The 25,605-nt window shown below is 37.0% G+C and carries 19 protein-coding genes and 1 riboswitch; of the genes, 12 read left to right on the forward strand and 7 right to left on the reverse strand.

The genetic code is table 11. The annotated features are described in order from the left end of the window. The first annotated feature begins 207 nt into the window (after nt 1-207). Nucleotides 208-633: a hypothetical protein gene (locus H592_RS0115365; protein ID WP_028869541.1), complete on the forward strand. Its 426-nt coding sequence runs from the start codon at nt 208-210 to the stop codon at nt 631-633. Nucleotides 634-960: 327 nt separating this feature from the next. On the opposite strand, the gene H592_RS0115370 is transcribed toward H592_RS0115365, so the two are convergent. Continuing rightward, a complete protein-coding gene (locus H592_RS0115370; protein ID WP_425414394.1) occupies nt 961-2,388 on the reverse strand; it encodes an SLC13 family permease in 1,428 nt (475 codons plus the stop codon). 501 nt (nt 2,389-2,889) lie between these two features. After that, nucleotides 2,890-2,978, forward strand: a riboswitch (cyclic di-GMP riboswitch). A gap of 86 nt (nt 2,979-3,064) precedes the next feature. Between H592_RS0115370 and H592_RS0115375 the strand changes: the two genes are divergently transcribed. Beyond that, the gene (locus H592_RS0115375; RefSeq protein ID WP_028869543.1) at nt 3,065-3,616 is read left to right on the forward strand and encodes a hypothetical protein; all 552 of its coding nucleotides are present in this window, start codon (nt 3,065-3,067) and stop codon (nt 3,614-3,616) included. 804 nt (nt 3,617-4,420) lie between these two features. Next, nucleotides 4,421-6,400 (forward strand): methyl-accepting chemotaxis protein, encoded by a 1,980-nt coding sequence (locus H592_RS0115380; protein ID WP_028869544.1) that lies wholly within the window; start codon nt 4,421-4,423, stop codon nt 6,398-6,400. A gap of 265 nt (nt 6,401-6,665) precedes the next feature. Here H592_RS0115380 and H592_RS0115385 read toward each other — a convergent pair whose 3' ends face one another. Further along, a complete protein-coding gene (locus tag H592_RS0115385) occupies nt 6,666-8,216 on the reverse strand; it encodes a methyl-accepting chemotaxis protein (protein WP_028869545.1) in 1,551 nt (516 codons plus the stop codon). 853 nt (nt 8,217-9,069) lie between these two features. On the opposite strand from H592_RS0115385, the gene H592_RS0115390 reads away from it, so the two are divergent. The 4 genes from H592_RS0115390 to speB all read left to right on the forward strand — a co-directional run bounded on the left by H592_RS0115390 (nt 9,070) and on the right by speB (nt 16,250). Then, nucleotides 9,070-9,900, forward strand: coding sequence for a transglutaminase-like domain-containing protein (locus tag H592_RS0115390; RefSeq protein ID WP_028869546.1), 831 nt, complete (start codon nt 9,070-9,072; stop codon nt 9,898-9,900). A gap of 1,490 nt (nt 9,901-11,390) precedes the next feature. Beyond that, on the forward strand, nt 11,391-12,668 hold the full coding sequence (paeA, locus tag H592_RS0115400) for a polyamine export protein PaeA (protein ID WP_028869548.1): 1,278 nt from the start codon (nt 11,391-11,393) through the stop codon (nt 12,666-12,668). A gap of 702 nt (nt 12,669-13,370) precedes the next feature. Then, a complete protein-coding gene (gene speA, locus H592_RS0115405) occupies nt 13,371-15,281 on the forward strand; it encodes a biosynthetic arginine decarboxylase (RefSeq protein ID WP_156916139.1) in 1,911 nt (636 codons plus the stop codon). Next, a complete protein-coding gene (speB, locus tag H592_RS0115410) occupies nt 15,282-16,250 on the forward strand; it encodes an agmatinase (protein WP_028869550.1) in 969 nt (322 codons plus the stop codon). It abuts the gene before it with no gap. Nucleotides 16,251-16,403: 153 nt separating this feature from the next. On the opposite strand, the gene H592_RS0115415 is transcribed toward speB, so the two are convergent. Then, complete coding sequence (locus H592_RS0115415; protein WP_028869551.1) at nt 16,404-16,802, reverse strand: CBS domain-containing protein; 399 nt, start codon at nt 16,800-16,802, stop codon at nt 16,404-16,406. A 402-nt stretch (nt 16,803-17,204) separates the two neighbouring features. On the opposite strand from H592_RS0115415, the gene H592_RS24835 reads away from it, so the two are divergent. The 5 genes from H592_RS24835 (at nt 17,205) to H592_RS22530 (ending at nt 21,262) form a co-directional block, all read left to right on the forward strand. Beyond that, on the forward strand, nt 17,205-17,366 hold the full coding sequence (locus H592_RS24835) for a VOC family protein (protein ID WP_342665430.1): 162 nt from the start codon (nt 17,205-17,207) through the stop codon (nt 17,364-17,366). Nucleotides 17,367-17,385: 19 nt separating this feature from the next. Continuing rightward, nucleotides 17,386-18,489, forward strand: coding sequence for an alkene reductase (locus H592_RS0115420; RefSeq protein ID WP_028869552.1), 1,104 nt, complete (start codon nt 17,386-17,388; stop codon nt 18,487-18,489). A 204-nt stretch (nt 18,490-18,693) separates the two neighbouring features. After that, nucleotides 18,694-19,539 carry a DMT family transporter gene (locus H592_RS0115425; RefSeq protein WP_037071954.1) on the forward strand — a complete coding sequence of 282 codons (846 nt, stop codon included), beginning with the start codon at nt 18,694-18,696 and terminating at the stop codon, nt 19,537-19,539. Nucleotides 19,540-19,614: 75 nt separating this feature from the next. Continuing rightward, entirely contained in the window at nt 19,615-20,238 is a 624-nt protein-coding gene (locus H592_RS0115430; protein ID WP_051369205.1) for an alpha-ketoglutarate-dependent dioxygenase AlkB family protein, read from the forward strand. 289 nt (nt 20,239-20,527) lie between these two features. Next, nucleotides 20,528-21,262 (forward strand): DNA-J related domain-containing protein, encoded by a 735-nt coding sequence (locus H592_RS22530; RefSeq protein WP_051369206.1) that lies wholly within the window; start codon nt 20,528-20,530, stop codon nt 21,260-21,262. Nucleotides 21,263-21,580: 318 nt separating this feature from the next. Here H592_RS22530 and H592_RS0115440 read toward each other — a convergent pair whose 3' ends face one another. The 4 genes from H592_RS0115440 to H592_RS0115460 all read right to left on the reverse strand — a co-directional run bounded on the left by H592_RS0115440 (nt 21,581) and on the right by H592_RS0115460 (nt 25,596). Further along, nucleotides 21,581-21,937, reverse strand: a complete 357-nt coding sequence (locus H592_RS0115440) for a hypothetical protein (protein WP_028869555.1) — start codon at nt 21,935-21,937, stop codon at nt 21,581-21,583. 112 nt (nt 21,938-22,049) lie between these two features. Further along, on the reverse strand, nt 22,050-22,226 hold the full coding sequence (locus H592_RS23720) for a DUF1328 domain-containing protein (protein WP_028869556.1): 177 nt from the start codon (nt 22,224-22,226) through the stop codon (nt 22,050-22,052). Nucleotides 22,227-22,756: 530 nt separating this feature from the next. Then, nucleotides 22,757-24,883 carry a response regulator gene (locus H592_RS0115455; RefSeq protein WP_028869558.1) on the reverse strand — a complete coding sequence of 709 codons (2,127 nt, stop codon included), beginning with the start codon at nt 24,881-24,883 and terminating at the stop codon, nt 22,757-22,759. 260 nt (nt 24,884-25,143) lie between these two features. Then, a complete protein-coding gene (locus H592_RS0115460; RefSeq protein ID WP_028869559.1) occupies nt 25,144-25,596 on the reverse strand; it encodes a response regulator in 453 nt (150 codons plus the stop codon). Nucleotides 25,597-25,605 lie beyond the last annotated feature (9 nt).

Genomic DNA, 25,605 nt, shown 5'->3' on the forward strand with positions numbered 1-25,605 from the left:
TTAACTCATTGTGTCCATATCCTTTCCTAGATTCTCATAATAAGTGCAATTTCCTATATTTAATTTAATTCAAATAACCACGTAGAGATTACGCTAAGACTTTGATATTAATTTCTGACATCTCAAAGTGAAAGAAACGTAATTTATCTAAATAATATAAAAGACTAACAATCGTCTTCGATGATTTAAATTTAAAAAGGGTAAGAAATGAAATTTATAAAGGTTGCTGCATTGGCTCTCTCCGCTTTAATAATATCTGGGTGTGCAGCTGGATTAAATTCAATGCAAAAAAGGGAATATGCAGCTTTTGAAAATGAAGGTGTTTTAATCGAAGAAAAAAAACCAATGGTTGGTGCTGCGTTGGGGCTTTTACCTGGGTTTGGTTCTTTCTATGCTAGAGAGCCTGGGTTTGGCGTTGTTAATTTATTATTTTGGCCTGCCTCTATTTTATGGGATCCTGTCAGTGGTTATGATGGTGCTCAGTCAATTAACTACGATATGACTAAAACATATTTAAGAAAAGAAAAAGGTAAGGAATTAATTGCTTTAGAAGAACTATTGATTGCTGATCAAATCGATAATAAAACTTATCTTATTGAGAAAAGAAAAATTGAGCAAAAGTACGAATACTAATGGATTTTCAGCCTAATACTGTTATTTTTCCGGGATATTGGGCGCTAGTTTAAACCATTTAATCGCTTTGCGAGGTAGTAAGCTTAGCCATGCTAAGTTATCTCCTCGCAACTTTATTTCAAAACAATCTTTACCAAAGCATCCCTTAACAATTATCCGAAACAGCGTCTAACAACAATACCTATTAAAAAATATTTAAAACAACAGCTATCAATAATACCTAACCCCACAACGGCGATTAATCCAGCGTTCACTTCCTGACGGCTCTTATCTTTAAGGCCTTGCCTAGTCAAAAATTATAAAAGCTATTATTTTCTTGTTCAGTCATTATATCCACCCCAATAGTTGCCACCATAAATAATCAAGTGGCATTAACACGACTATGGTTAATATCGCCAACGGTATAGTTATTTTTACTAAGCTCGCAAGTGACTCCCGTGATAACTGCATGGCAAGCACTAAAGGAGCGACTTGATACGGGAATAACACAGTTGAAAAGCCGATAACTTGTGTCATTAATACTGCGGGTAATGAAAGTCCTGTGGCTTGCGCAAAATCAGTGGCCATTGGTGAAAGTACGGTTGGGACACCGGGAACGGTTGTTACTAATCCTGTTAATGTTGAAATAAGCGAAAGCGACATAAAACTAAAAAAGCTGTTTTCCGATGCGCTCGGTAATAAATGAGTAAATGCTTCTCCCATAAACGCACCTACACCTGAAACATTAACCAATGTGCCTAAGCCGAGTGCTGCAGCAACAAATACGACGGTACCAAAATCAACTGAACTGTTAAATTTCTTGGTTTCAAGCACACCCCATCGTGGTAATAATAAAACGATAGTCGCAATAAGACCGACCCATGCTGGGTTCACACCATGTATTGAGTCAGTGATCCAAAACAGCAAGGTGAGTCCGAGAATAACGACAACTTTTCTTTGTAATATATTGATGTGTATATGATCACTCGACTTGTTTGTATCCTGCGAATGCAAGCTCTTAGTCGGCTTTTCGACGATTGAGGCTGGAAATAACTTCAATACTAAGTAGACAATTAACAAAGATTTAACAATCCCTAATATTGGGAAATGTAATAGTAAATACTCCATATAGCCAAAGTGTATATTAAACAGTGTTTCACTCGAACCAACTAAAATCATATTAGGAATATTTGCCGGTAATACAGCAAAACTAGGCATGTTGCATGCAATTGCTAACGCCGTTGCCACACCTTTACGGCCATTACTTCCTTGAGTAAAGCCCACATGCTCAGCAAGTGCCATCCCAACTGGAATTAATACCACGGCGCGACCAACTGAAGAGGGCATAATAAACCCTAAAATGATGGCACTAAACACCAAACCTGAGATAAGTCGTGGATAGCTAAGTGTTAAATGGGGAGCGATGAATGAAGCACATTTTTTATCTAAAGCAGAGGTGGAAATAGCAGAGCCAATAATAAACCCTGAGATAATCAGCCAAACAGCGGTGGAAGAGAACCCTGAGAATAGAGCGTTAGGTTCAATTAATTGCAATACAATTGATAATGCAAAAAACATTAATCCAGTCAGAAAAGGGGGGAGCAATGAAGCGCTCCAACAGGTCAGTGTTATTAATATAACCGCAGCGCTATATGAAAATGAAATGGGATAGCTTGCTAACGGAAACGCCATCATATAGAGAGCAGCAGCAATAGTGGTGGATACCGCTATGCTTTTAAAATTAAGTGTAGGCGCCACGGCAGTGATCCTTGTTATGTTGAAAATGCTGCAATGAAAAGTTGATGCGTCCATCATATCTTGTCTTTAGTGTTGATTTAAGTGGTTATTATGACAAAAGATATCCCTAATACGATAATCTTACCTCAGAGCAATGTCGCTTTTATTTTGGACTCGAGTAAACCTGTACTTAACCATCAAAGGAGTCAGGCGGCAAAAACTAACCATTTTTCCTGATCTTTCAAGAATAGCTTGGTTCTTATTATGCGAATCCAGGAAGTAATTATATTGTGATTATTTGAATTAATAGGCTGTTATAGGTAAGTGTTATATTTTTTTGACTTATTAAGTTTGACTTCAAGTTGTTGATAAATTTGGGGTTTTAATTTTTTCGCATCACAAAGGACGTTTCGAATTTGTATTAAAATTAAAGCGTGCTATAAATAGTTGTCTAATTTATTTTTACCAATTCGATAAACTAATATATTAATAATAATCTATTGCGCTAATGCATCTGATTCAGTAATTACAATATTATTAGCTAGAAAAAGGCAACTTAAGGGAAACCTTAATACGCAAAACCACCGGCCTATTGACAATTAATCGTCTACGGCAGCGGAGTTACCGAGGCGATGATACTTCTCATTTATCCTCTTCATTTTTTCTTCTGTTATATATAAAAATTTCTGAATCATCACTTTTGTTGGAGACAAAAATGATGATTTTAAAAAGTACTCTATTTAAGGTGGTGTTAATTCTTTGTCCTGTTTTATTGATGGGGTGTGGATCATCTGGTTCATCAAGTTCAGAGCCTGCTAAAGTATCAAAACAAGCTGAGTCAAGTGAAGAATCTGGTGCTAAAGAGTCATTAGATTCAATAATCGTTACAGAAGAGGCTAAAGCAGAAGACATTACTTCAGAGACGACTTTAGTTGAGGATTCAAAGAATGAAGCTCCTATTATTAATGGATCGATTGTTAATGGAACGATTGTTAATGAATCTATTGTTGAAGAGGAAAACTTGGAACAAGCGAATCAAGTCGATTTATATATCTCCTGGGGGGATAATTCTGATAATGAAGTAGAATTTATTATTGAGCGCCGAATTCAATCTAATGTTGATTATGGAACCACGTATTATGTTGCTGAAAATATAACATCATATAATGACGAAGGTGTTCAAGTCGGTGAAACTTATTGTTATCGTGTTAGTGCGTCAAATAGCATTGGTAAGTCATCATCATCTGAACAATGTATTGAATTATAATTTTACTTCAAATCAAAGCCAAACGCTCCGTTTGGCTTTGCAAATAAATCACTTTTTCATTCCCTATTTTACCAATTCTGCTAAATAGCAGATCAATCTTGTTGCTAAAAAGGAGCTCTTTTCACGTTAAACGTTTTGTAAAGGGAACAATCTATTTGGTAATCCTCCCATTTTTAATGGAGTTTGATAATAGATATTTTACTCTGCCTTAAATTTCCCCATTTTCCTGCGCAATATTTGATCACATAGTTAATGTAGTTGGTATTAAATAAAAGCTATACCTACAAATAGCAAAGCAATTCCTTATTTAACGCATCAGCTTGTACAGCACATCCATACGCAGTATGAACTTAAGCTAAATACCCTGTTTGGCTTTGCTAAAAGTAATTGATGGCTTGGGGAAATTGATTGTGCCTCGATTTGACCAAATTGAGTAAGTTTTATTTGAATCCAAGAAGTTATTTGAGGTAATAGTAAAAAAGAAAGACTTCCCCGCTTAGGCCTACCATTCCCAGTGGCTAACTAAATGTATGTAAAATTGCTTTAGATCAATAAAATTATTGTAATACAATTGACGTTTTGAAATTCCTACCTATTATTAAATATTAATTTTCAAATTCTGCTGAAATTGAAAATATGACCGAAGATCATAATGGGTGTGCTGAGAAAATGGAAAATGATGAAAATCATTATGATCTTAGTAAGAAGGCAATGAGTTGATTTTTTGACTGAGAGCGTTGCCCTGTTTTTTTTACAGGTAGCCAAGATAACAATTAACAATTAACAATTAACAGGATATTTACAATGGAAAAATTAGCACAGCGTTCAGTTTTTAATATTGCTTATTGGAGCCTTAAAACAAAACTCACTTTAGCATTCTTATTATTAGGGCTCTTACCCGCAATGATAACAAGCAGTATTATCACTATGTATGCTGTAGAAGATGTCGAATATAAAGTATCACAATCACTCGAAGCAATTAATCAAATAAAAAAGTCGCAAATAGAAACCTTTTTTGAGCAGCGTGTTTCAGACATTACAGTGTTAGCAAATACCATCGGAAATTTAGATGAGCAAAATTATGATGCTTATTTTACTGACTATATAAAACAGTATGATTATTATGATTTGTTTTTAGTTGATAAGCAGGGGATGATTTTTTACACCCAAGCCAAAGAAGCGGATTATCAGACCAATATCTTGAACGGAAAATATGCAAGTTCTAATTTAGGTCAACTTATCCAGCAGGTACGTAATACCGGTAGTTATGGCATTGTCGATTTTCAACCCTATGCGCCAAGTAATGGCGATCCTGCTGCATTTATCGCTATTCCTATTAAAGGCAGTGACATTATATTAGCATTGCAACTTTCTAGTGATGGCACCAATCAGATAATGGCTGTACGTGATGGTATGGGCGAAACAGGTGAAAGTTACTTAGTTGGTGAAGATAAACTTATGCGTTCTAATTCATTTTTAGATCCCACTGGTCGTTCATTAATGGCAAGCTTCGCAGGGAATGTCGCAAATAATGGTGTTGATACAGAAGCCGTTTCCCTTGCTTTGGCTGGAGAGCATGGTGTTGGTATAATTAAAGATTATAATGGAAACAATGTTTTATCGGCTTATGACAATATTAAAATAGATAATTTTAATTGGGTTATATTAAGTGAAATAGATCAAGCAGAAGCCTTTGCTTCAGTCTATGAAGGAATATTCTTTGCCATCGTACTGATTATAATTTGCGCCATTATCGTCAGTTTATTAGGACTGTACTTTTCTAAAAAAATTGCTAACCCTATTATTGCGGCATCTTCTTTTGCTACCAAGATAGCTGAAGGTGACCTAAGTAATAAGATTGAGGTGCATGCTTATGATGAAGTAGGAGCATTACAAGTTGCATTGTCTACCATGTTGAATAACCTTCGCTCTATGATCGGGGACCTTGCTGATATAGCCATGCAACAAGGGACGACAGCGGATGAACTCGCCTCAGTCACTGAACAGACAAGTGCTTCCGTTACTGAACAGCAAAGACAAACGGAGCAGGTTGTTACCGCGACAACTGAAATGGGTGCATCAGTAAGGGAAATTGCATCAACGACTGCAAACGCCTCGAATATTTGTGAAGATATCCAATCAAAATCAAAACAAGGTGCAGAACATATCGAGGAAACTTACCAAGCTTTAATTTCACTTGGTGCAAAAACGAAAGAGACAGCGATAGAAATGTCTAAACTGCGCGATGACTCGGATCAAATTGCTAATATGTTAGGTGTTATTAAACAGGTAGCAGAACAAACTAACCTACTGGCGTTAAATGCGGCTATTGAAGCAGCAAGGGCGGGAGATCAAGGACGAGGTTTTGCTGTTGTTGCCGATGAAGTAAGGAATCTCGCTCAATCAACACAAAAATCAACAAAAGAGATTGAAGTGATTATTGAAGCGATAGTGAGTGGTAGTAGTGCCATAGTAGAAACCATGAATGATAATGTTATTCAAACCGACAAGGTTCAAGAAATTGCGTATCAAGCGAATCAAATCAATGCTGATGTAGCATTAAGTGTTGAAGGTATCTCTGATATGGTCGCTCAAATTGCAGCGGCTACTGAACAACAGAGTGTTACGATTGATGAAATTGCGCAAAATATAGAAGGTATTAATACTGGTACATGTGAGACTGAACAAGCGGTAAGGCATATTGCTGAATCAAGTAACGAATTATCTAATATGGCAAATACGTTAAATAATGAAACTAAAAAGTTCAGGCTTACCGCTGCATAGTCATTAATATTTAGTGTCTGTGAATTTTTAGTTGTTAGTTGTTAGTTGTTAATTGTTAAGCTGTCTCAGTTATTGTGATGGTTGTCGGTAGTGTTTTAGCACTGTCGTTAAGTTACCTTATTACTTGTTTAAAGTAATAAGGTTTATTTTTGGCTTTTATCGAGTAATGTCTTATTTAAAGCCCTTTTAAATCAATGGGGCAGAAGGCAATACTGACCCCATCCATTGATACTTTTTTATTACCTGCTTATTTAAAGACTGGAAGTTATTTAAAGCGGATCACTAGTTCATGAAGATCGTCAGCAGTTTTACTCAGGTCATTAATAGAAGAGGCTGCATCGCTTGTAATAGTTACATTGTCATCGGTTAAGTCTGAAATACTGACTACTTGACGATTAATATCTTCAGATACGTGAGTTTGCTGTTCAACAGCTGCGGCGATTTGGATAGACATATCTGAAATTTTACCAACAGAGTCAACAATGCCATTAAGCATTTCCCCACTCTCTAATACCCTTTCTAAACCGTTATTTGCTTCAATGGTGCCTTTTTGCACGTGAGCGACGGCATCGTCTGTTTTTTGGGTTAATAATTCAACGATATTATAAATCTCACTGGTTGAATCTTGTGTATTCTTGGCAAGGTTCCTCACTTCATCGGCAACCACCGCAAAACCTCTGCCTTGTTCGCCTGCTCGAGCGGCTTCAATCGCGGCATTTAATGCAAGTAAATTGGTCTGTTTTGCAATTTTCTCAATCATATTCGTCGCTGTAGCAATTAATTTTGATTGTTCTGATACGCTAATAACCGATTGACTAATGGTTTGCACCGTTTCTCGAAGTTCATTGATTGAATTACTGGTAACTTCAGATAGTTTTTTACCCTCTATAGCAAGTCCAAATGCAGTTTCAGTATATTTTGCCGTATCGTTAACTCGTTCAGAGACCTCTGCAATTGTTGATGTTATTTCATTCATTGCAGTTGCAACTTGAGTGGTTTCTGACTGTTGTTGCTCCAGGCTATTTTTAGAGTTTTGCACAAGTGCCGATGATTTATGAGAGCCTGCAGACACTTTTTTTGCCGCATCTTCAATACGACTAATAATAGTTGTTAAATGAGCCTGTTGACTAAGAATTTCCACTTCTAAACTACCCAACATACCAGTGTTGTTTGTATAGGATTGCACCGCTTGTTCATGAGAAAAGTTATGTTTTAAACGTTGAGATAAATTAGTGATAATGTGTTTTTTTACCGCGCTAACCCAAATACCATGTAAAATAGTTGAACAAACAAGAAGGCTAAATGCAACGGGTATTGACCCTGCCATATAACAAACAATAGACAAAATCAACATGACACTTATAAATATAGTTGGCGCTGAAACAGGCGCAGGTTTATTCAGCCCTTTACCTGCATTTACTCGTTTATAAAGCTTTTCTGCTCTTTCTACATTCTCCTGTTTAGGGCATGACCGAACAGACTCATAGCCAATAATTACACCATTTTCAGTCACGGGTGTGACATAGGCATCAACCCAATAATATTGCCCATCTTTACAGCGGTTTTTAACCAAACCCATCCAAGGTTTACCTTGCTTTAGGTGCTCCCACATTACTTCAAATGCTGCTGCTGGCATATCGGGATGTCTGATTAGGTTATGCGGTTGGCCAATTAATTCATCACGCGAAAAACCACTTATTTCAATAAAAGCATCGTTACAATAAGTTATATTGCCATCGTTGTCTGTTACTGAAATTAACTTGGAATCTGGAGAGAATGTTTTTCGTTGATCGATAACGGGCAGATTTTTACGCATTAAATTTAACCTTGGTTGATATTAAAACTTGGTTGATATTAAAACCCATTAAATACAATAGGTTTTTGATGAAAGTAAACTGTAGTGTTTGAAATTAATTGTAAGGATTTAATAGGTAATTAAATCGTTCACTAATGTAAAACCTTAGTAGGTGCTCTGATGAATTTACACGTAAATAGCTCTAACTAGGTATTTTTTTGATAATGTTACAGGACTTGTTAACAAAAACACCCCTTATATCTGCCGGTTAAGAATTTGTTTCTTATATAGTGACTTAGCCTTGTTTTTTGATGAAAATATTACTCTGCGGATACGTTTATGATTCAAGTAAATAGTCGGGTTTTACTTTTATTATTTATATTCATGCACTCAGGTTAGCGCTATTTTAAACCTATGATTTATACCTTAAATAAGGAAGTTTTACGAAATTAAGCCAAATGTGTTGTTTGGCTTTGTTAAATGCAGTGCTTTTGAAAAAACATAGCGGTAATGGATATTGTCTTTATTGAACAAGGTTTTAAACTGGGAGTTAGAAGTATTTTACAGAGTAAAGTGCTATTTTTTTAGAACAGTTTTAGTTTAATAGGTTTAACTTTAACTGCTTTGATTTTACTCTGAGTATTATTTATTAAGCGTAATTATTTCAGGTGTGGCATGTACCCTATAGGAGGTGTTTTTATTTTTTTGTTAAAAATGAAAGGCTTTCATCACTTATTGTGCATATACTCGGTGAGTTAAATCAATTAATGTATAAACCAGAATTTCGTTTAATTATATAAAAGATTCAATGATACAGGGTGTTTATTTGTATTTATTGGTTGTTATGGCGATCGTCGATTAGAGGTTATCTGTTATGTATTTAGTCAATATATCTTCAGAGCTTATTTATACCGTTGAATCTCCCTCAAGCTTTGTTTTTAACATTGCAGCCGCGGATACTGTGCATCAAAAAACAGTGCAAGAAAATCTTGTTATTTATCCTTTTATCGACAGTGAATGGTTTCAATTAAATGATTTTGGTTGTCGTGGCTTGCGTTTAAAAACAGACCCTTGTGAACTTAGCGTTCGATATAATGCTACCGTCGAATTATCACCAGAAATAGAGCGCATATTTTATTTAAATGAGGTCGAGCATAAAAGGTTACCGGCTTCAGTTTTGCCTTTTTTAAGTCCGAGTCGTTATTGTGAGTCAGATCGTCTCGGGCGGTTTGCTTGGAAAGAGTTTGGTCAATTAGCCAGTGGTTACTCGCGCGTTGAGGAAATTTGTAATTGGGTAAATGCACATATTGACTATGTTGCAGGAAGTACGGATGCTTCGTCAAGCGCTTGTGATGTACTCATTCAGCGAGCAGGTGTTTGTCGTGATTTTGCACATGTGAGTATTGCGCTATGTCGTGCTTTGGGGATCCCTGCGCGCTATGTGTCGGGTTATGCGGTTGGATTAAAACCACCTGATTTTCATGGTTTCTTTGAAGTTTATTTGCAAGATCGTTGGTATCTTTTTGATGCAACGCGTATGGCACCAGTTAGTGGGTTGGTTAGGGTAGGTATTGGCCTGGATGCCGCAGATTCGTCATTTGCGAATATTGTGGGGCAAGTGACCATGTTGTCGATTGATGTGCAGGCGGACGCTGCAGATCCGTCTTTTTTGTATGGTGATGGTATGCCAGTATCGACGGCGTAGTTTAGCTTTTTGATTTATGTTGTTATCTTATTATGTAGCTATGTAGCTATGAAGCTATGAAGTTTATAGCTATGAGGTTAATGTTCGTCTGCGCTCATCCAGTCATTTTTATTATTTTTTGTTTGGTGTTTCGCCCTTGCGGCGACTTTACTTTCTTTTGCTTGCCCAAAATAAAATTATACCTATAAATAGCAAAGAAAAAGGCAAGGCTTAACCTAATTGGTGATAATGGTTCGTCTGCGCTCATCCAGTCATTTTTATTATTTTTTGCTTGGTTTTTCGCCCTTGCGGCGACTTTACTTTCCTTTGAGTGGCCAAAGGAAAGTAAGCAAAGGAAAGGCCAACCGAATCGTTTTCTGCTCCAAGCTAACCATTAATTTTAAACGCACCGTTTCAGGATGGCCGTCCATGGCCATTCTGAAACTACCGCAAACGTCCTGTTTGCTGTTGCTAAAATTAAAGGTTACCTTGGGAAAACTCAACGGTGGTAGGATGTAGCCACGTTGAGTCATGTTTTATTTAATGGTTCGTCTGAGCTCATCCAGTCACTTTTATTCTTATTAGCTTGGTGTTTCGCCCTGCGGCGACTTTACTTTCCTTTGAGTGGCCAAAGGAAAGTAAGCAAAGGAAAGGCCAACCGAGTCCTTTTCTGCTCCAAGCTAACCATTAATTTTAAACGCACCGTTTCAGGATGGCCGTCCATGGCCATTCTGAAACTACCGCAAACGTCCTGTTTGCTGTTGCTAAAATTAAAGGTTATCTTGGGAAAACTCAACGGCGGTAGGATGTAGCCACGTTGAGTCATGTTTTATTTGGAGTGATTCTAGACAATGATGCAAAATACAAAATCGATACGGTGATGCTTATTACTTGCGATATTGGTTCGTCTGCGCTCATCCAGTCATTTTTATTATTTTTTGCTTGGTGTTTCGCTCTTGCAGCGACTTTACTTTCCTTTGAGTGGCCAAAGGAAAGTAAGCAAAGGAAAGGCCAACCGAGTCCTTTTCTGCTCTAAGCTAACTATTAATTTTAAACGCACCGTTTCAGGATGGCCGTCCATGGCGATTCTGAAACTACCGCAAACGTCCTGTTTGCTGTTACTAAAATTAAAGGTTACCTTGGGAAAAATCAACGGTGGGAGGGCCATGTTGAGTAAGGTTTTATTTTAAGTGTTTTTGGGTAACGGAACAAAAGGCACTAAATGACCCCATTGGTATTTTTTTGTTTATCTTTACTAATATTATTCGTCCCTCCAAACAACCAACTCACAATATTTAATTTCCTAATTACTAAATAGATTCAACTACTTAACCTAACGATGCAGTTGGATCTTGATAATTAAAAAAATAACCGTTGTCGAACTTGAAACTCGCTCTATAATGCGGCTAATTTTAGCGCTATATATCCGGAAACGGTTGCTTAAAGCGTGTTGGTAATGTGTTAAATAGTCATCAATTTGGGTGGCTATGGTGTGATGAAAGGGTTTGAAGATGAGTGATGTGTTGAGCATTGTTTTATTAATATTAGCGGGTGCTTTATTTGCTATGTCGGAGATTTCTATTGCGGCGGCTAGGAAGATTAAACTGCGCGTGATGGCGGATGAGGGCAGTGCTAAAGCACTTGATGTGATTGAGTTGCAACAGCAACCGGGTAACTTTTTTGCGATGATGCAAATTGCCTTAAATGGTATCTCTATTCTTGGCGGTATTATCGGTGAGCAGGCATTAACGCCTTATATTCGCCAGATGCTCAGTGTGTTTTATCAAGGCCCGTTATTGGGCGAAGTCAGTTTTATCCTTTCTTTTATTTGCCTAACTTCTTTATTTATTTTATTTGCTGATTTATTACCTAAACGGTTGGCGATTATTATGCCGGAAGCGGTGGCTATTCGTATCGTATCCTTGATGCGTTGGATAACCTTTTTGTTGATGCCTGCGGTGTTTTTGTTTAACGGCCTGACAAATATAATGTTGCGCTTATTTCATATTCCAACGGAACGTACCGAGCTGGTGACAACGGAAGATATTATCGCGATGATGGATGCGGGGGCAGAAGATGGCAGTTTGCAAAAGCAAGAATATCAACTGATTGGTAATGTATTTGATTTAGAAGTTAGTACTATTGGTAGTGTGATGACCCCGCGTGATCAAATCATTTTTTTTGATTTAGACGATAGCAGTGATGAAATCAGCCAAAAAATTATCGAACAACCTCATAATGACTTTCTAGTGTGTGATGGTGGCTTGGATAAAATTCGTGGCAGTATTGAATCAAAAGAGATTTTACGCTTAGTGTTAAAAGGAGAGCTGGCACAAATTCACCCCACACAGGTGGACAAAGACTTGTTCTATTTACCTGAAACCTTGACGCTTTCTGAAGCATTGAATGCCTTTAAAGTGGCCACTCAACCTTTTGCGGTAATTGTTAATGAATACGCCACCGTGGTGGGTATTGTGACGGTAAAAGATCTGTTGAGCAGCTTTATGGGTGAATTGATCACACATCAAGATGAAGAGCAAATTGTACAAAGGGATGAATCGTCTTGGTTGATTGAGGGCTTAACGCCAATTAATGAGGTAATGCGTTGCTTGGCGATTGAAGAGTTTCCTGATCGTATTCAATATGAAACGATTGCGGGTTTTATGATTTATACGTTGAAACGTTTACCTAAACGTACGGATCACTTTACCCACCAAGGTTACAAGTTTGAAGTGTTGGATCTAGAAGGTGTTCGCGTTGAACAAATTCTGGTGACTAAGCTTAAGTAACCTCAGTTATGGATAAGCAAAACGATACAACACCGTTATTTCTGCGGATTTCTTCGTTAAACACTCTTTCAATAGCCAGTTATTGCTTCAATAATTGGCCTTGAACTACGCAAAACTAGCGGCATTGTATAGCCAAAAAATATAATCTTATGATTTTAACTAACCTCAATTCTGCTTTCATTAAGCAGAATTGAGGTTAAGTAATTTCAATAAAGGTAGTTCATTTAATTTGTTTGATAGATTCAAGCAATTTCCTAGATTCATATAATAAGCACACAAAATAAATTTTATTATTGTGTGCTTATTTCCCGCCCATTCTCTTCTTATTTTGCACACTCTTTAGCATCATTTTTTTGTAATCCTAACCCGTTATTTTTGCGCATTTATTTTGTATAACACTTTTTAAATCAATTACTTTTATTCCCCTTAATTGCTTATTTTTCGACCTGTATTGGCTTTTTTAATCAATAAAAATGTTTGAACTAGCTGTGTGTTCAATTTTTTTTGTTAAACAAAGCAAAATTATTATCTAGACGTGATGCCATTATTACCCAATAATCCGAGCCATAAATTGTGCGATGGCCACTGTATTTAACTCTATTTAATGCCTATTAATTAGAGGAAGAAAAAGGCGGTCATCGAGCTGTGATTTCAGTTCACTGAGTCATCATTATTCTTACATTATTATTGAGAGATCTAAATTTGCAACATTCAACTGATATGGAACGCATCCGAGCGGAATACAATGTTCGTTACTGGAGCCAAGGTTTTTATGGGATCAACGACCAAGGTGAGGTGTATGTTTCACCGCGCAGTGGCAGTGATCATCAACTTGCATTAAGTGACATTGCAACGCAATTGGCTGAGCGTAATTTAAGCATGCCTGCTTTAGTACGTTTTCCGCAAATATTACACCAACGTGTACACAATATTTGTGATGCTTTTAACCAAGCAATTCAAGAAGTTGAATACGATAATAATTATTTATTGGTTTACCCTATTAAAGTTAACCAACAAAAAGAAGTTGTTGATGAAATTCTAGCAAGCCAAGCGGAGTTAGAGCATAAACAACTCGGGCTTGAAGCGGGCAGTAAACCTGAATTATTAGCAGTTTTAGCGTTGGCACATAAAGCCAGTTCTGTGATTGTTTGTAATGGCTACAAAGACAGAGAATATATTCGTTTAGCATTAATTGGTGAAAAACTAGGCCATAAAGTACTCATTGTATTAGAGAAATTATCTGAACTTGATTTAGTGTTAGAAGAAGCTCGTTCGTTAGGCGTTAAGCCGCGTATGGGCTTGCGTATTCGTTTAGCCTCTCAGGGCGCGGGTAAATGGCAATCAAGCGGCGGTGAAAAGTCTAAATTTGGTCTTGCTGCTGCTCAGGTATTAACGGTTGTTGAACGTTTAAAAGCTGAAAACCAACTAGATACATTACAACTAGTACATTTTCACCTAGGTTCGCAAATGGCGAATATTCGTGATGTACGTAATGGTGTGAGTGAAGCAGCACGTTTTTACTGTGAATTACGCACGATGGGTGTGCCATTAGACTATTTAGATGTGGGTGGCGGTTTAGCGGTAGATTACGATGGCACTCGTAGCCAATCTCATAATTCAATGAATTATAGTTTAGCGGAATATGCTCGTAATATTGTGATCACGATTAGTGATATTTGTAATCTTTATGATCAACCTAAACCTGCGATTATCTCTGAGTCTGGTCGTTCATTAACAGCGCATCACGCGGTGTTAATCACCAATGTTATTGGTGCAGAAACTTACAAACCAGAAGTGATTGAAGCGCCGGTGGAGGCTGGTTCATTATTGCTACAAAATATGTGGAATAACTGGAGCTTGTTATCTGGCGGTAGTGATGATCGAGCGTTAATTGAGATTTACAACGATACACAAAGTGACATCGTAGAAGTACATAATCAATTTGCGACGGGTGTATTAAGTTTGCAGGAGCGTGCTTGGGGTGAGCAAGTTGCATTACGTATCTACCATGAATTAAGCGCGCAAATGAGTACTAAAAACCGTTTTCATCGTCCTATTTTAGATGATTTAAACGAGCGTTTAGCGGATAAGTTCTTTGTTAACTTTTCACTATTCCAATCGCTACCAGATGCGTGGGGGATTGATCAAGTATTCCCAATTTTACCGCTGTCTAACTTACAGAATGCGGGCGAACGTCGCGCTGTATTGTTAGATATTACCTGTGATTCTGATGGTGTGATTGACCAATATGTTGATGGACAAGGCATTGAAACAACCTTACCTGTACCAGCTTGGTCTGCTGATAAACCTTACTTAATGGGCTTTTTCTTAGTGGGGGCTTACCAAGAGATTTTAGGTGATATGCATAACCTATTTGGTGATACACATAGCGTTGTGGTTAATGTAGAAGAAGATGGTAGCTGGAATATCGATTCATTAAATGAAGGCGATACCGTTGAAGATGTGATGAAATATGTACATATCGACGTTGAAGCAATTCGTGATAATTACCGCGCATTGGCATCATCGCGTATATCGGTTGAAGAGCAGCAAAGTATTTTAGATGAATTAGAGCAAGGTTTAGCGGGTTACACTTACTTAGAGGGTTTTTAAATGTCGGCATCCTTTAACGATTTATTCACTAAAGAAGATTATTCTTTATATTCTAATGCGATGACGTTTATGCGTCGTCCGTTAGTGAAAAATCCTTTAGCGAAAGATCCATTGGCAGAAAATGCGGACGTAGTTGTACTCGGTGTGCCTTTTGATATGGCAACATCAGGTCGTTCTGGTGCGCGTATGGGCCCTGATGCAGTGCGCCGTGCCTCGGTTAACTTGTCATGGGAAAGTAAAAAATTCCCATGGGAGTTTAAACTGTTTGAGCATACCAAGGTGATTGATGCTGGCGACTTAGTATTTGACTGTGGTGATGCTGAAGACATGACACAACGTCTTGAAGCGGCAGCCGACCAAATTCTAAGCAGTGGTAAAATGTTACTCAGTTTAGGGGGCGATCATTTTGTAACGCTGCCTTTATTACGGGCTTATGCAAAGCATCATGGTGAAATGGCATTAATTCATTTTGATGCCCACACTGATACTTATAATAATGGTAGTCGTTATGACCATGGTACGATGTTTTACCATGCGCCTAAGGAAGGGTTGATTGACCCTAAATCATCAGTGCAAATTGGTATTCGTACTGAATATAAGCAGCAAGGACATGGCTTTAATGTGATTAATGCGATGCAAGCGAATGATTTATCAGTTGATGAGATTGTGTCTCAGGTTAAACAGATTGTCGGTGACAAACCGGTGTATTTAACCTTTGATATTGATTGCTTAGATCCTGCTTTTGCACCGGGTACGGGTACGCCAGTATGTGGTGGTATTAGCTCGGATAGAGCATTAAAAATCATTCGTGCACTGCAAGGGATTAACTTGGTGGGAATGGATGTGGTTGAAGTATCACCTGCTTACGATCAAAGCGAGATCACTGCACTTGCTGCTGCAACAATAGCATTAGAGTTATTGTATGTTTGGACGGCTAATAAATTGAACGCATCTAACGCTACTGCTTAGAATCGTTACTTTTTTCTTGCTAGTACTACGTCTATTTACTATAAGATATTAAAAAATAGAGTAAATAGACGTTTTTAATTCGTTCAATTAGCTTATTAAGTAACGAGCTTAGTAAAACTATTTTAGCCTGCCGAAAAGCCATCTTAAACTTGATTAAAAATTGTTATCTAATAATGCTTTTAATACGCGACGACGAGATATCACACCCACCACTTTATTGTCTTCGTTAATCACTGGGTAAGTTTTAGGTTGAGGACCCACCATCTTTTCTGCCAATGAGAAAATTGTTTGATCTGCTTTAACGCTTAGCACTTCTTTACGCATGATGTCTTGAACTAAACCTATTCGCTGGTTGTGATAAGCAAATTGAGTGGTTACGTGTAAACATTCCTGTTCAGAAATCCAACCAAGTAATATGTTATTTTGATCAATAACGGGCCCACCTAATGCTTCTTTCTGAATGAGTTGTATTGATGCGGTTATCACTGGCATATCTTCATAAATCTTCGCAAAATTAACATCCATATAGTTTTTTACGATCATCTCTTTCATTTTTAAAACTCCTTTTTATAATATTGTATTAACAATAGGCTGTATTTAAAGGCTATGCAACCTTAAATAACCTCAAGTAACTTTAAACAACTTTATGCTTTAACTAACATTTGTAACTTATGTAACTTATGTAACTTATATAACTTAGATTACTTAAATTATTTATTGTAAGTGTTTCTACTTTGCGTTGAGCTTATTTCCTTTCACCTCATTTCTTTTCATCTCAAAATATTCATACCAATAGGGCTGAGGTAAATAAGGTTAATCGCTGTTGAGCAGTCGTTAACTAACCTGATTATGTATAACATTTAATTATTATTATGATAATTAATCATAATTTTAAAGTACCAATGGAGTGGAGTATATTGTTGGCTATCGAAGCGGTACTGCGCTTCTTAATTAATCCTTACGCTTGGCGTTGAAGATATTTACGCTGCTTGCAGCAAGAACAATGCATTAGGTGGAAAAGTGATAGGTGAGTCTGGCCCTGTTATAGGTGCAACCTCATATTGCTTTTATTACAGACCCGATGGATATCAAATAGAATTGATTAAAACTGAATAATTTTTTAAAGGAAGATATGATGACAGATTTACTATTTCAACCACTTCAATTAGGCAAATTTTCATTAAAAAACCGCATTGTGATGCCACCGATGACACGTTCTCGTGCTACTCAACCGGGTAATGAAGCAAATGACATCATGGCTAAGTATTATGCACAACGCACAGGTGCAGGGCTTATTATTAGTGAAGGCACACAAATCTCTGCATTAGGTCAGGGGTATGCTTGGACACCTGGGATATACAGTGCAGAACAAATTGCGGGTTGGAAAAAAGTAACCAATGCCGTACATGCAAAAGGCGGTGTTATGTTTGCTCAGCTTTGGCATGTTGGTCGAGTATCACACCCAGATAATACGGGTGGTGTTCAACCGATTTCTTCTTCTACTTTAAAAGCTGAAAATGTAAAAGTATTTGTTGATGATGGTGTTGGTACACCTGGTTTTGTTGATGTAGTTGAACCTCGTCAAATGACGAAAGCGGATATTAAAGCTGTTATTGAAGAATATCGTCAAGCGGCACTGAATGCTCTTGAAGCGGGATTTGATGGTATTGAACTTCATGCTGCTAATGGTTATTTAATCAATCAATTCATTGACTCAAATGCCAATAATCGTACTGATGAATACGGCGGCAGTATTGAAAATCGTCTACGTTTTCTAGGTGAAGTGGTTGCTGCAATGGTTGATGCTATCGGTGCAGATCGCGTGGGAGTTCGTTTAGCGCCGTTTACTTCATTAAACGGTACGGTTGATGAAACGCCTGTAGAAACTTATAGCGCCGCCGCTGCATTATTGAATACGCATAATGTTGTTTATATTCATATTGCAGAAGTGGATTGGGACGATGCACCTGAAACACCTTTAATATTTAAAGAAAATGTTCGTGCGGCTTATCAAGGAACATTAATTTACGCGGGACGTTATGATGCTGAAAAAGGCGAGCAAGCTATTAAAAGTGGATTGGCTGATATGATTGGTTTTGGACGTCCATTTGTGTCTAATCCCGACTTACCAAACCGTATTAAAAATGGATACCCATTAGCTGCTCATGATCCAGAGTCGTTATTCGGTGGAGCCGAAAAAGGCTTAACGGATTATCCTGAATACAGTCAGCCTGAGTAAACTAAGCCATACATTAAAACTATACAAGAATAAATCTAAGCATAGTTAATCTGAATGTTGCAAATAAGTTAAGCTAATTCTTGTGACTCAGTTAAACTAGTGTGGCTAGTCATTCAGTTTATTAAAAGCAACCTTACGGAACAGTTTGGTTGCTTTTTTGTGTTTATAAAACGTAAAAATAAAACAATTAAAAAGAGAAAACCGATGCGCGGAGAGTTTCATTTATTATTAGCTACATTGCTAGCTGCAGTTGGTTGGATTGCTTCTAAAATAGTGATTGAGTCAGTACCGGGTGACATCTTTTTATCGGTTCGATTTTTGTTTGCGAGTCTTATCTTATTTCCTTTTTGTTATAAAAAAGTATTACGCTTAAACTTCAAACAAGTTATATCAGTGTGTTCCGTTGGCCTTATTTTAGCCGTTTCAATGAAGGTCTGGGTCTATGCGATGTCAATCACTGCCAGCGTCTCTGAAGGGGCCTTTATCATGAGCTTAGCGATGATTATTGCACCTTTTACTTCATGGTTGTTTTTTCGTCAACGCCCTAATAGAGCATTCTGGTTCGCGTTACCTATTGCGATTGCTGGCATGATGTTGATGACACTGTCTAATGGTTGGCAGGTAGAGAAAAGCCAATGGTGTTTTTTACTTGCTTCTGCGTTACTGTCTATGCATTTTGTATTTAATAAAAAGATGTCCAGCAGTGTTAAGCCGCTTATCTCTATCTTTATACAGTTATTGACGGTAGGCATTTTTACTGCACTTTTTGCTGTGTTTAACGAACAAGCTCACTTTGAATTAACCAATTACGTGATAGTTTGGTTCGTTATTTCTGCTGTTGTTGCGACTTCAATCCGTTATTTATTACAAACCATGGGACAACTTTCAATTAAGATCGAAACTGCCGCATTAATCATGATTTTAGAACCCATTTGGACACTGCTCATGAGCATGGTGGTGCTTGGAGAAATACTTGAAACACAAAAGCTGATAGGGGCTGCTATTATATTTTTGTCGTTATTTCTTTATATTAAGCTTTCTAGAAGATAGTGAAGTTTTGTAGAAAATAGCGCAGTTTTACAAATATTAGCTTAGTGATGAGTTTGCTTTAAAAGAGGAAATAGAATGTACAATCTGGACTTATTTTCAGCGCTAGAAGAGTCGCCGATTAACATTATTAATTACGATGGGATAGTAGAGTACCATGGGCTGTTAATCCCCTTTGATGAAGCGAATTATTTCTTTGATATCTTGCTTAACACCATTCAATGGAAACATGACCAAGCAAATATTTTAGGTGAAGTGATTGTGACCAAGAGAAAGGTCGCTTGGTATGCTAATGAATCTTTTAATTACACTTATTCTAATATGACGAAAGTGGCCTTACCCTGGACGCCTGAACTACTAGTATTAAAAAAGAGGGTAGAAGAAGCAACAGGGCATCAGTTTAATTCTTGTTTATTAAACCTCTATAGTACTGGTGAAGAAGGGATGGCTTGGCACCATGATGGTGAAACAGACTTACAAAAGAATGGGGCGATTGCTTCATTAAGTTTTGGTGCAGAGCGTAAGTTTTCTTTTAAACATAAAGTAAACCAAGATACGAAGTCGATTTTCTTACAACATGGCAGTTTATTAGTTATGAAAGGCGCAACTCAAACGCATTGGTTACATCGATTACCACCGACTAAAAAAGTCAATACGGCTCGTATTAATTTGACGTTTCGTACCATTGATCAGAACTACTAAATAATAGGCGATTAAATAGCTAAGGAACCTGCTAATAGCAATTTCGTTAATTTAATGATCAGATATTAGGCAGGAAAAAGGAGCTAGTTTAAGCCAAAAGTTTTGTAAATGGTTATTCCCTTTACAAAACTTTTAATCTATCTAACTATACTACGATGTAAATCTGCTACGCTTATGTTCATAGTGGTACAGGTGTAAAGTTGTAAGTTAGAACTAAACATATATTTATTGTATTGCAGTTATTGATATTAGCTTAACGGGTATAGGTTAATGAAAGGGAGCAGTGTTAGTGAGTCAGCATCAACAAAGCAATGATCAGAAAAGTGAGCAGAAAAACAAGGAACAAAAAAATAGCTATCACAACAGTCGTCTATTAAAAATGCTTAAAGGTTATCCGCAAGGGATCAAAGAGTATGATCTGTTAACACTGTTACAGCAGCAAGCATCTCCACAAGAACCTCCACAACAAGCAGCAGAGCCACTAAATTCGATAGATACGGCTTACTCGAAAAAAGAACCTTTTTCTAGAAATGCCACCTTCTTTGATAACTTAGACCTCTTTCAGAAACACTTTCTTTTATTTCATGCACTCTATAAGTTAAATGATCAATTACAAGCCGCTCAAGAGGGCATGCTTATTATTGAAGCCTTAAATATTCAATTTTTACCCGCCGAGCAAGGTCAGCAAAATAGAGCTAATGACCCTAAATATAATCTACACCTTGAGTTGGCGAATAATGATCCATTAAGGGGTTATTATTTAGATATCAATAATTTGCACGACACATCAAGTGAAGATGTAGCTAATCTACTAGATAGTTTTTGGCTTAATATTGGGGACAATAGTGAAAAGATCGCTGCATTAACTTTGCTTGAGTTACAAGAGCCATGTGATTTAGTGATGATTAAAAAGCGCTATCGACAGTTATTGGCAAAATACCATCCTGATAAAGGCGGATGTTTGGAGACGACCAAGGCATTGAATGATGCGATGTCAGTGCTGAAGCGTTGTTATTCCGTTTAATTTTAAATTTAATCGCGTTTTTAAAACGTAGTTATTGTAAATGAAGTGAAAAGTGAGCGTTAAGAACGCTGCATCTCTTCTAGATACTAGATTGTTATTTTTTTAGCTTTATGAGATGTTTGCAACTTACAAAGCCGCAATAAAAAATGCATCGTGTATTAGCACGATGCATTTTTGTTAACTATTGCCATATTTTAAGTGATATTAAAAGCCATTCTTAAAACCTTGTTAAACTTGATATCAAAGTTAAGCTTGATATTAAAAGCTATATTAGGCTAAAAGGTGGTTAATTTTTAGATCACCGCAATAGGTTAGTGATTAACAGTCTTTATCTTCAGCGCCTAATTCACCTTTAACATCTTCACAGGCATCTTCTATGGCATTACCTGTATCAGTTGCTGCGTCTTTTATTTTGTCACCTGCATCGCTAGCTGCACCTTTAGAGTCAGAGACAGCTTCGGTTAGTGTATCACCGGCTTCTCCCGCTGCATCTTTAGTATCTGAAACAAGCGTATCTAGGTTATCGCCAGCATTTTCTGCAAATGATTTCGTTTCCGCAGCTGCTTCGTCAATATTTTCACCTGCTGTTTCTGCGCTATCATCGCTACAAGCCGCTAAACCTAATGTTGACGCAAGTGTTAGTACTAATAGTGTTTTTTGTTTGTTAAAGTTCATAGTCGATCTCCAGTAATAATTAATTTATGTGATATAGATTCACTTTAATGTTTAAAGTTCAAATGTTTAATGTATATAAATAGGCTCGTTTTAATGCTTAACATTTAAATGCTTAAAGCTTTGGTGTTCGACCTCTTAGTGCGTTAGCAATTAATGAAATCACCAGTAATACGGCAAAGACAAAGAATATTATTTTAGCTATTCCTGTCGCTGCTCCAGCTATTCCTGCAAAACCTAACACACCTGCAATGATTGCAACGATAAAGAAAGTTAATGCCCAACCTAACATGTGACGCTCCTTTTTGTATGTTGAATGATATTGTTGATATCTATGTTGCGAGATGCGTGCCAGTTTTTAATGTATTGATTTTATTGTTTTTATTTGGTTTTCTGTTTTTTAGGAAAGTGAGTTGAAGTAAACTTTACAAGATAAAGTGTAAAGTTTGCAGAGCAAAGAAAGAGTGCACTACTCTATTGACGATGACGATGACAATGACGATGAAGTAGATATTTACGTTGTTATTAATATCGACCTGTTATCAATTTATTTTTTAATATTGTTATTACGATGTTGCAATAGGTGGTTTGTTATCGGTGAAGTGCTCAGTACTGTGAGTGAGGATGATATTGGAGTTGATAGGTAGAACAATCTTTAGGGGGATTTAACTTGTTGTTAATAAATAGAACTGATAACCATCGCTCATCATAAACAATGGTTATCAGCCTAGTGGCTGTGTAGCGGAGCAGTTGTTTAGCACTTTTAGCCTCTAAGGTTAAAGGGTTAAACGGATAAAGTTATCTTCAAGGTTTAGCTCGACGTTAAATAATATCTTTAAGCATCGCTAAATTGATTGGTTTTAATAAAGCTTGGTCAATCGCAAACTCGGCTAAGGTTTTTGCACTAATCTCATTACCACTGATGATAGTTATTTCACTGTCTGGTAATAACAAGCGTAATTCTTTTGAAAAAGCTAATCCGTTTGCATCGGGTAAGTTGATATCCAGTAAAATACGGTCGTAAAAATCATCTTTAGTGGGTTGATCTTTACTGGTTAATAAAGCTATCGCTTCAGCAGCACTGTGCGCAATTTGTGTTTTTACATTGAGGTTATTCAGTAATAACGCTGTTATTTGAGCAGCATCTTGATCGTCTTCAATAATTAAAAACCGTTTTGACACCTCGACAGCCTCTAAATTTTGTGCTGTTGATTGAGAGCTTGTTGCTGAAGTATTGTTCAGCTTATTTGCATCGAGTTGGATAGCTATTACGTTATCTTTTGTTTGTTGCGACGCGATTAAATTGCCATCTTCAGTATTAACAAGTGGTGATGAAGTGTTGTCAGTGCTTTGAGTTTCAATACCAGAAGAGTTTATATTGATGCCTAAACAATTTACTAATGCTCGATATAATACTTCTCTATCTACCGGTTTTGCCACTACATCATTAAAACCGAGCAATTTTAGTTCTTGATCAACACCCTTCATGGTGGCTGCTGTAACCGCGATAACCGGTGTGGTGATCTTCATGCTTCTTAATTTGGCAATGGCTCGTTTACCATCTAACACTGGCATATGAATATCCATCAAGATGCTATCAAAGGGCGTACCTTGTACCTGTGCTTCGATGATTTTAGTAACTGCTTGGCCACCATTAACTGCATAGCAAACACTTAACCCAAAGGAGCGGCAAATAAAGCCAATTAAGTTTCTAATATCTTTTATATCATCAACAATTAAAATACGTCCGCTTATTTGCGGCAGAGTAGCCTCAGGTGCTTGCGCGTTGATAGGGTTAAAGGCAAATGGTTCAATACGCGTATTAGATAAATCACCAAGATTTAAACTAATAATGAATTTACTGCCAACATTTTCCTCTGATTCAACTTTTATTGTGCCACCCATCTTTTTTAATAATTCGCAGCAGATGGCTAGTCCTAATCCTGCTCCAGCTTCATTCCGAGAAACAATATCTTCAACTTGTTCAAAGGGTTTAAAGATGGTTTTTAATAAATGTTGAGGAATACCAATACCTGTATCAGTGATAGTAAAATATAAGGTGTTTTTATTCGCTTCTGTTTGTAACCAGATATCAATGGTCACGGCCCCATTATCGGTAAACTTGATGGCGTTATGAATCAAGTTAATAAAGACCTGCCTTAAACGAATCGGATCGGCATTGATTTCAAGTGGTAGTGGGGTGCTTGTATTGATATTAAGTGAAATACCTTTGTCTTCTGCTGTCACTGACATTAACGCGTACAGGTCTGTAATAAAGTTGTCTAAGGCAATATTCGCATTATTTAATTCTAATTTATCTGCCGCTATTTTAGAGAGATCTAATACGTTATTTAACAGCCCTAATAAATGCTTACCATTATTTAATATTGTATTTAACTCTGATTGAATATGAGTATTTTCTTGGTGCGATAATAAGAGTTCCGTATAGCCTAAAATAGAGGTAAGGGGGGTTCGCAGTTCATGGCTTAGATGTGCAACAAACTTATCCTTTGAGCGATTTTTAGTCTCAGCTTTAATGCGCTCTAAGCGTTCATTTTCAACTTCTTTACGGGACAGTGCATAACGAATAGCACGATGAAAACGCGTGGTATTAAGTTCTGACTTGATAACGTAATCAACCGCGCCGGCATCCAGTGCATTATTATCTAATTCGCTATCTGTCTGACCCGTCAACATAATAATGGGAATGGTACAGCCCGCATTAATCGCTTGTTGTAACACATTTAAACCATTCAATGAACCAAGTTGAAAATCAAGTAAACAGATATCGTGTTTATTTTGCTTGAGTAAGGCTAACGCTTCAACTGCACTATCTGTCCATTGAATTTCAAATTGATAATTGGAGACTTGTTGAAGATAGTCACTGGTTAATAGGTAATCATCTTCATCATCTTCTACCAGCAATACTCTTTTTATAGATTCAGTCATGGTTAAGTCTTCATTGATTATAATTTAAATTGAATTCAGTATTTAAAGGGTTTTCGCTCTTCAGCTACTTGGGTGTTACTTAGAGGCTAGTCAGTACTAGCCCTGTATTATTGTTCAAGTAGTAAGTGATGAGTTCCATTTGTTTGCGGACAAATAATTCAGCACTTTTAGAAATAACTAAAGCTAGAAACAACTCACGCTAGCAATAACTCACGCTAGCAATAACTAGCGCTAGGGAAATGGATCATTACAAGAAGCGGCTAATCATCATTAGAAACAGGAAACTCAACAAACTCAATCCAATATTTCCCTAATACTTTCATTAATTCAACTAAGCCTTCAAAATTAACGGGTTTAGTAATATAGGACGCAGCGCCTAAGTTATAGCCTTTAATTTTGTCTTCTTCTTGTTTTGAAGTGGTTAAAATAACCACCGGGATACCCTTTAAATTTGGATTTTCTTTAATCTCTTTCAGCGCCTCGCGTCCATCTTTACGCGGCATATTAAGGTCTAATAATATTAAATCAGGTCTTGGTGAGCTACATTTATCTTGGTATTGACCTTCTCGGTTTAAATATTCAAGTAATTCAACACCGTCTTCAACACAATGCAGTTTATTTAATACACGGCTTTCTGCTAGTGCATCTTGAGCTAATAGGCGATCATCTTCATCATCATCTGCGATTAAAATGGTAATTGCTTTTGTATTCATTTATCTAAC

Origin of the sequence: Psychromonas arctica DSM 14288, assembly GCF_000482725.1 — a bacterium.
Classification (GTDB): Bacteria; Pseudomonadota; Gammaproteobacteria; order Enterobacterales; family Psychromonadaceae; genus Psychromonas; species Psychromonas arctica.